We start from the raw sequence: 7,979 nt of genomic DNA, 5'->3' as shown, positions 1-7,979 counted from the left end.
TGCGGACCACACTTTCTACGTGCGGTGCGGCACGCGCGTCGTACGCATCGACCCCGCGCAGCAGGCGGTCGAGCTGGCCGACGGCAGCCGCGTCGGATACGGCGCGCTGCTGCTTGCAACGGGCGCCGAGCCGAACCGGCTGACCGTGCCCGGTGCGGATCTGCCGCACGTGTGCGTGCTGCGCTCGCGCGCCGATTGCGACGCGCTGATCGGCAAGCTGAAAACCGCACGTCGCTGCGTCGTGGTCGGAGCGAGCTTCATCGGGCTCGAAGCGGCCGCGGCGCTGCGCACGCGCGGGCTCGACGTGCAGGTCGTCGCGCCCGATGCGCATCCGATGGCGCGCGTGCTCGGCGAAGCGCTCGGCAGCACGATCCAGGCACTGCACGAATCGCACGGTGTCGTGTTCCATCTCGGCGCGACACCCGCGCGGATCACGCCGGACAGCGTGACGCTGTCGACCGGCGACGTGCTGCCGGCCGATCTCGTGGTGGTCGGCGTCGGCGTGCATCCGAACGTGGCGCTCGCGCAGGACGCGGGGCTGGCCGTCGAGCGCGGCGTGACGGTCGACCGCTTCCTTCAGACGAGTGCGCCCGGCATCTACGCGGCCGGCGACATCGCGCGCTGGCCCGATCCGCTAACGGGCGAGCGGATTCGCGTCGAGCACTGGGTCGTCGCCGAGCGGCAGGGCAGCGTCGCCGCGCGCAACATGCTCGGGCAGCAGCGGCCGTTCGACGCGGTGCCGTTCTTCTGGAGCCAGCATTACGACCTGACGGTCAACTATGTCGGGCATGCGGAGCAATTCGATCGTGTCGAGATCGATGGCGACCTCGGCGCGCACGATTGCTCGATCGCGTACTGGCGCGGCAACACACGGCTCGCGGTCGCGACGGTTGGCCGCGATCTCGACAGCCTGAAGGCGGAAGCGGCATTTGAGCGGCAGATTGCAGCCGCGTGACAGCGGTGTGACGACTTGGTTCAAACCCGGAGGCGAGATGAATCCCGACGTACGTGCACGTTTCGAAACCGAGTTTGCGCCGCGCATCGCGGCGCGCGTACTCGGCCTGTATCAGCCTGGCGAAGTGAGGGTGGACGTCGTGCCGCACGACGGGCAAGGTAGCCCGACCTGTGTCGACGTGATCGGGCTCACGTCGACGGTCGGATTGCCGAACCGGCTGAATGCGCGGCTCGCGTGGCGTGACGATGCGATCGATGCGTTGCTGGCCGAGCCCGACCGCAGCCGCTTCGATTGCTATCTCGCGGCGCTGCCGGTCACGATCGAACGCTGGCAGATGGAATTGCCGGTCGATTTCAGCACGCGCACCCAGCGCGATCGCGAGATCCTGATCGGCGATCTGGATTTCGATGCGTGAATCGCGTCGCGCGATGCGTGCCGATGCGCCGGTTGCCGCTACCGGTCGCGTGTCCTAATGATCACCCGGCCCTGGTCGATGCCGCCGCGCAGTGCTTCGTCGCACGTGAGCCATTCGGGTGTGACGAGTTCGGGCGCGGGCAGGTCGACCGGCGCGCCGTCGCGGAAGATCCGCACCTGCGCGACCCACGCGCCGTTCGCGTTGCGCGTCGCATCGACGCGAATCTCGTGATCCATGAAGGTATCGGTGGCTTGCATCGGTCGGAGCCCTCCGTCATGCGTGAACGCGGTGCGTCGATCGTAGCAGCATGGCGTGCGCCGTGCATCCGAAACCAAGCGGAACCCTCGCGCGATTCGACGCACGTGTCGACATGCGAGACGGGAGCGAACCAGTGGCCGTCGACCTGACTTTCTCCATCAAGGTGTTCGCGGCGCTGTTCGCGATCATGAACCCGATCGCGAACATCCCCGTGTTCCTGTCGCTGACGGAAGGCGCGGCGGACGGCGTGCGCCGCAAGGTCGCGCTGACGGCCACGATCGGCGTGACGGTCGGCTGCATCGTGTCGGCGGTCGCAGGCGGCGCGATCCTGCATGTGTTCGGCTTGACGATCGACGATTTCCGACTCGCGGGCGGGCTGCTGGTGCTGCTGATCGCGCTGTCGATGCTGCACGGCGCGCCGAGCCGCCAGCATTCGCCGGGCGACGACGAAGGCGCCGATCCCGCCGCGGCCGAGAGCGTCGCGATCTATCCGCTGACGATCCCGCTGCTCGTCGGCCCCGGCACGATCGCGACGATGATCGTGCTCGGGCATGGCGCGTTGTCGACCGGGCAGGTATTTGCGTTCGCACTCGGGCTCGCCGCGTTTCTCGTGTTGCTGGCCGTCTCGCTGCTGTCGGCACCGCTGATCGGCCATTACCTGTCGCCGCGCGTGACGGCGGTGACGCAACGGCTGATGGGCATGATTCTCGCGGCGATCGCGATGCAGATGATCGTCGCGAGCCTGAAGGCCGCGTTCGGGTTGCCGCATTGAGCGCGGCGCACCCCGAACCGGCTGCCTGATCACACGGAGTGGCTGATGAACACGCTGATCGTATTGTCCTATCCCGACCTCGCGGCCGCTCATCGCGCGCTCGCCGAACTCGATACGTTGCGCGACCGGCACGTCGTCGCGCTGTCGGGCGTGGCGATCGTCGAGTGCGCAGCCGACGGACAGTTGCGCGCGCATGCAGTCGACCCGGGGCGCACGCCGCCCGGATCGCTGCTCGACAGCGTGGTCGAGCATCTCGAATCGTCGCTCGATGCATGGCGCGAGAAACCGGTGGACGATGCGCTGCTCGACCGCGTCGCGCGCAAGGCGCGCCCCGGCACCGTGTCGCTCGGGATGGCCGCGACGCAACTCGATATCTACGCACTGAGCACGGCGCTCGCACCGTTCGGCGGAGAGGTGATCGACACGACGCTGTCGATCGACGACGAACTGAAACTCGTCGAAGCGATTTCGACAATGCGCGACGGCGGACGTCAGGCCTCGACCGACTGACGGATCGACGCAGCGGATGGAATGCGCGATGCGCGGCAAGTCACGCGGCAGGGTCTGAATCGAACGCAAGCGATCGCGCGGTCACTGTCGTCATGCGAGGATTTCGACATGCGAAAAATCAGACCGGAAAGTTTGACCGCATTGCGCGTCAATGCGTGCAAATGACGTGATCTGCGCGACTTCGCGCCACATGATCCCCTTGATACGATGACGTTCTTACCGATTGCCGCGCATTGAATCTTGCAATGCAGGTGACGTACGCGGATAGATTTATTCGATGATCGGCGAATGCGCGACATGCCTCTCCTATACTGATAGGGACCGCTTTTCACGGGAGGACCGCCCATCCGCACGAGTGCATCGATCAAGTCATATCGTCGTGCGACCGACGGCCGGACCTCGCTACCATCCGCCGCGGTCCCGGCAGGCAAGCGCGCCGGGCCGCCTCACAAGGAGCCACGATGCCCTACGTCCTGATCGTCGAAGACGATGCCGATACGCGGACGATGCTCGCGGCGCTCGCGCGCACGCAGCAGCTGGCCTGTGACACGGCCGCGACGCTGGAAGAAGCGCGCACGCTCGTCACGACGAATACCCCCGACCTCATTCTGTGCGATCTCGTGCTGCCGGACGGCAACGGGATGGATCTCTTCGATGCGTTGCCCAAGCGTTCGCACTGCGAAATGGTGATGACCACCGGCCACGCGAGCCTCGAGACCGCGATCGACGCGCTGCGGCGCGGCGCGACCGACTACCTGGTGAAGCCGCTGAACATGCAGCGGTTGAACAGCATCTTCGCGCGCGTGCCGCGCACCACCGCGCTGCATGAAGAGATTGCCGAACTGCGCTCGGAGCTGAAGCGCCTCGGCCGCTTCGGCCGCATGCTCGGCAGCTCGCCCGCGATGCAGACTGTCTACGACGCAATCGGCCGGGTCGCACGCACCGAGGCGTCGGTGCTGCTGACGGGCGAATCGGGCACCGGCAAGGAGCTGGCCGCGCAGACGGTGCACGACCTGAGCCTGCGCCGACGCGGCCCGTTCCTCGCGGTGAACTGCGGCGCGATCGCCGCGAACCTCGTCGAGAGCGAGATGTTCGGCCATGACCGCGGCAGCTTCACGGGTGCGGAGCGCCAGCACAAGGGCTTCTTCGAACGCGCGGACGGCGGCACGCTGTTTCTCGACGAAATCACCGAGATGCCGCTCGAGTCGCAGGTCAAGCTGCTGCGCGTGCTCGAGACGGGGCGTCTCACGCGGCTCGGCTCGACGCGCGAGATCGACGTCGACGTACGCATCGTCGCGGCGACCAACCGCGACCCGGAAGCCGCGATGGCCGACGGCAAGCTGCGGCCCGACCTGTTCCACCGGATCAACGTGTTCCCGATCCCGCTGCCGTCGCTGCGCGAGCGCGGCGACGATATCCCGATGCTGGCCGATGCATTCCTGCAGCAGTTCAACGCCGAAAGCGGCCGGAACCTGAGCTTCGCGCCGGCCGCGCGCGACGCGCTGAAGACTTATGCGTGGCCCGGTAACGTACGCGAGCTGCGCAACTTCGTGCAGCGCGCGAGCATCTTCTGCGACGCGGACGTGATCGATACGCTGCCGCCGCCGATCATGGACGAACTGTCGAACATGGTCGATTCGCACGAGGATCGTGTGACCGTGCCGTTCGGCACGTCGCTCGAGGAAGCCGACCGGCGGCTGATCCTCGGCACGATCGCGCAATGCGGCGGCGTGAAGGCGCAGGCGGCCGAGGTGCTCGACGTCAGCCTGAAGACGATCTACAACCGGCTCGCCCAGCTCGAAGACGAGGCGGGCAAGCCGGAATCCTGATGCCACCGCGACCGACTCGCCGGCAGGAGCATGATCGATGATCGATATTTCGCGCACACGCGCCGGCAACTACGTCACGGCCGTGATGCTGGTTGCGATCGCCACCGTCCTGCAGGCGCTCGCGATCCGCTTCGGCGGCGTGAACCTGCCGCTCGTCCTCTACTACCCGCTGCTCGCGGGCGCCGCATGGGCCACGTCGTTCCTGTTCGGGATGGCCGCGACCGTCGTCAGCGGCCTGCTCGTGTGGACGCTGTTCCTCTCTGATCCCGCCGCCTATACGCAGCCGCTGCCTGACCGCCTCGTGCGGCTCGGCACCTTCGTGCTGATCTGCGCGCTCGTCTGCGCGATCGCGTCGATGCTGCGCCACGCGCGTTTCACGAACAACGCGGCGCTACGGCGCGAAGCCGCCGCGCGCCGGCGGCTCGAAGCCGTGCTGCAGGCGTTGCCGCATGGCGTGATCGCCACCGATACGAACGGGCGGCTCACCTGCATCAACGCCGCCGCGGCCGCACTCGTCGGCTGCCGGCCGGACGATGCGATAGGCCGCGCCGCGCGCGACGTGCTGCGGATCGTCGATCGCGACGGCCGGCGCGTTCAATCGACACCGCTCGAGCTCGCGCTCGGCGGCGAGGGTGTCGCGTCGGATCGTCACTGGCTGCAGGTAGAGGGTGGGGCGCCGGTGCCGATCGTCGAGGTGGCCGCGCCGCTCGGCGATGCGGACGGCAACGTCGACGGCGCCGTGCTGCTGCTGCGCGACGCCGGCCCGGACCGTTCGCGGGCCGATGCGTCGCGGTTGCAGCGCGCCGTCGTCGACGCGTCGCCCGACGCGATCGTCGGCATCGATACCGACGGCCGCATCGTCAGCTGGAACCCGGCCGCGCAACGCATGTTCGGCTACGACGAAAGCCATGCGCATGGGCGCATGTTCGAATCGCTGGTGGCGATGCGCTGGCTGAAACGCAAGCCGCTCGTCGAGTCGTTCGACGACATGCACGCAGCGATCGGCCCGATCGACCTGCTGTGCGTGCGGCGCGACGGCCGGCGCTTTCGTGCGACCGTGTCGGCGGGCCCGGTACGCGGCGACGTGCGAGCTTTCGTCGCACTGGCGCTGACGCTGCGCGAAACCGGCGCGCAGCGCCGCCGCGACTTACGTGCGCAACGGTCGCTGCAGGGCGCACGCGATGCGCGCGACCAGGCCGATACGTCGAACCGCCTGAAGGACGAACTGCTCGCGACGGTGTCGCACGAGCTGCGCACGCCGTTGAACGTGATCTACGGCTGGGTCGAGGTGCTGCGCAATTCGGGCGACAGCGCGCTGCAACAGCAGGCGATCGACGCGATCGACCGCAGCGCGCGCTCGCTCACGCGGATGGTCGGCGACATCCTCGACGCGTCGTCGCTCGCCACCGGCAAGCTGCAGCTCGACGCGATGCCGGTGGACGTCGTGCGGCTGTTCTCCGATTCGGTCGGCGCGTTCCAGACGGCCGCGTCGTCGGCCGGCATCGTGCTCGAATTCGACTGTGCGGTGTCGACCTGCGTGGTGTCGGGTGATGCCGAGCGCTTGCGGCAGATGCTGTCGAACCTCGTGTCGAATGCGCTGAAGTTCACGCCGACGGGCGGCAGCGTGACGGTCGGGCTCGCACGCAACGACGCGCGGGTGGTGCTGACCGTGAGCGACACGGGGCAGGGCATCGTGCCGGCGTTCCTGCCGTACGTGTTCGACATGTTCCGCCGCGCGGAGGATTCGCCGGCGTCGTCGCGGCGCGGGCTCGGGCTCGGCCTGTCGATCGTGCGGCATATCGCGCAGTTGCACGGCGGCACCGTGACGGTCGAAAGCGCGGGCCGCAATCGCGGCGCGACGTTTACGGTGACGCTGCCGGCCGGCTGGCAGCCGGTCGGCGCGATGGCGTGGGGGAGTGCGCACCTGGACGGCCATCGCGCCCCGCTCACGCTCGATACGCATCGCATCCTGATCGTCGATGACGATCCGACGACGCGCGAGAGCCTCACCGCGGCGCTGACGACGTTCGGCGCGGCCGTCGCGATCGCGTCGTCGGGGCGCGAGGCGCTCGCGGTGGCCGCCGACCTGCGGCCGACGGTCGTGCTGTCCGATCTCGCGATGCCCGATGGCGACGGCTTCTGGCTGCTCGACGCGTTGCGGCGCGCCGGCATGAACGTCGGCGGCGGGCCGGCAGGCGTGCGGGTGCTCGCCGTGACCGCGCATGCGGGCCTGGCCGACGAACGCCGTGCGCTCGAGGCCGGGTTCGACGGCTATCTGTGCAAGCCGGTCGACGTGCGCGAACTGGCGGACAAGATCGTGCGCGTGACGAAGCAGGACGGCTGACGCGGCGGCCATTTTTGGTTTCGCTATCGCGAAGGCCTGTTTCGGCGACGCGGGGCCGAGCTTGAACGAAGGCCGGCAGGCGGCATCGCGCGCACGGGATGTTCGAGGGCAAGGCCGACGTGCGGCCGCTCGGAGAAGAGACGTTCGGCGCGACCAAGGCGGCGAGATTCGCGCTGCGGCGTGCATGCGGGCCCGCTCACACACATGCGCTTGCGGCGCGCGTGCGCGACGATGCCCGCGAGCTGTGGCTCGTGATGGCCGCGTACGACGCATGGCGGCAAGCAGGCACGCATCGCAGCGAACGACGGTGGTCCTTGCGCCAGGCGCACTGCGGGACTGCGCGCGTGACGCGTGAACGGACGGCACGGGGATTGCGGATTGGTCGCAACCTGCCCAACCGATTCCGCGGCTGCCGCGGATGTCAGGAGGTGTTCGATGAAACCGACCCGCACGATACGTACGGGTGCATGCCTGCTGGCCGCCGCGTGCGCGCTGGCCGCATGCACGCAACCTGGTCCCTACGGCGCACGGGGCGCGCCGCCCGCGCCGCCCGGCGCCCACCCGCCGTCGCCTGGCGTGACGATGCCCGATGCCAATACGCGTTACGAGACGCGTCCGTCGCCGGGCAACACGATGCCGCCGGGCGCGGTTGGCGGCGACCCGGCCGACGTGCCGCCGCCCGGCCCGAACGGCACGCCGGGCGACCCACCGCTGCCGGGCACGCCGCCGTCGATGCAGTACTGATTCATTCGACGGCCTGCGTGTGACGGTGCGCGAAACGCGTGCCCAAAACTTGCCGACACCTTGTAAAAAGGCGGCACCGCTGGTCGGCAACGCGGGGTACGAACCCGCGTGACGCGCGGCGCGCAGCGATCGGCCCGCTTGGCATGGAAACT

Annotated in this window: 8 protein-coding genes; 7 read left to right on the top strand and 1 reads right to left on the bottom strand. The window is 68.6% G+C overall.

Features of this window, described 5'->3' with window-relative positions; genetic code table 11:
* Positions 1–955 (top strand): FAD-dependent oxidoreductase (locus FFS49_RS34715; protein WP_171026882.1); only part of this gene is annotated, 955 nt, incomplete at its 5' end.
* A 37-nt stretch (positions 956–992) separates the two neighbouring features.
* Positions 993–1,370, top strand: coding sequence for a DUF5594 family protein (locus tag FFS49_RS34710; protein ID WP_105816953.1), 378 nt, complete (start codon positions 993–995; stop codon positions 1,368–1,370).
* 38 nt (positions 1,371–1,408) lie between these two features.
* On the opposite strand, the gene FFS49_RS34705 is transcribed toward FFS49_RS34710, so the two are convergent.
* Positions 1,409–1,627 carry a DUF6566 family protein gene (locus FFS49_RS34705; protein WP_071336166.1) on the bottom strand — a complete coding sequence of 73 codons (219 nt, stop codon included), beginning with the start codon at positions 1,625–1,627 and terminating at the stop codon, positions 1,409–1,411.
* Positions 1,628–1,761: 134 nt separating this feature from the next.
* Here FFS49_RS34705 and FFS49_RS34700 point away from each other — a divergent pair, with 134 nt between their 5' ends.
* The 5 genes from FFS49_RS34700 (at position 1,762) to FFS49_RS34680 (ending at position 7,827) form a co-directional block, all read left to right on the top strand.
* A complete protein-coding gene (locus tag FFS49_RS34700) occupies positions 1,762–2,400 on the top strand; it encodes an NAAT family transporter (protein ID WP_105816954.1) in 639 nt (212 codons plus the stop codon).
* Between the two features lie 45 nt (positions 2,401–2,445).
* Positions 2,446–2,910 (top strand): DUF1269 domain-containing protein, encoded by a 465-nt coding sequence (locus FFS49_RS34695; RefSeq protein ID WP_105816955.1) that lies wholly within the window; start codon positions 2,446–2,448, stop codon positions 2,908–2,910.
* Positions 2,911–3,371: 461 nt separating this feature from the next.
* On the top strand, positions 3,372–4,739 hold the full coding sequence (locus FFS49_RS34690) for a sigma-54 dependent transcriptional regulator (RefSeq protein ID WP_105816956.1): 1,368 nt from the start codon (positions 3,372–3,374) through the stop codon (positions 4,737–4,739).
* A gap of 37 nt (positions 4,740–4,776) precedes the next feature.
* Entirely contained in the window at positions 4,777–7,083 is a 2,307-nt protein-coding gene (locus tag FFS49_RS34685) for an ATP-binding protein (protein ID WP_105816957.1), read from the top strand.
* A gap of 435 nt (positions 7,084–7,518) precedes the next feature.
* Positions 7,519–7,827 (top strand): hypothetical protein, encoded by a 309-nt coding sequence (locus FFS49_RS34680; RefSeq protein WP_105816958.1) that lies wholly within the window; start codon positions 7,519–7,521, stop codon positions 7,825–7,827.
* The last annotated feature ends 152 nt before the right edge of the window (positions 7,828–7,979 follow it).

Source organism: Burkholderia sp. 4NA327C6, assembly GCF_005502655.1.
GTDB classification, from domain to species: Bacteria; Pseudomonadota; Gammaproteobacteria; order Burkholderiales; family Burkholderiaceae; genus Burkholderia; species Burkholderia contaminans.
This window is presented reverse-complemented; position numbering and strand designations above follow the sequence as displayed.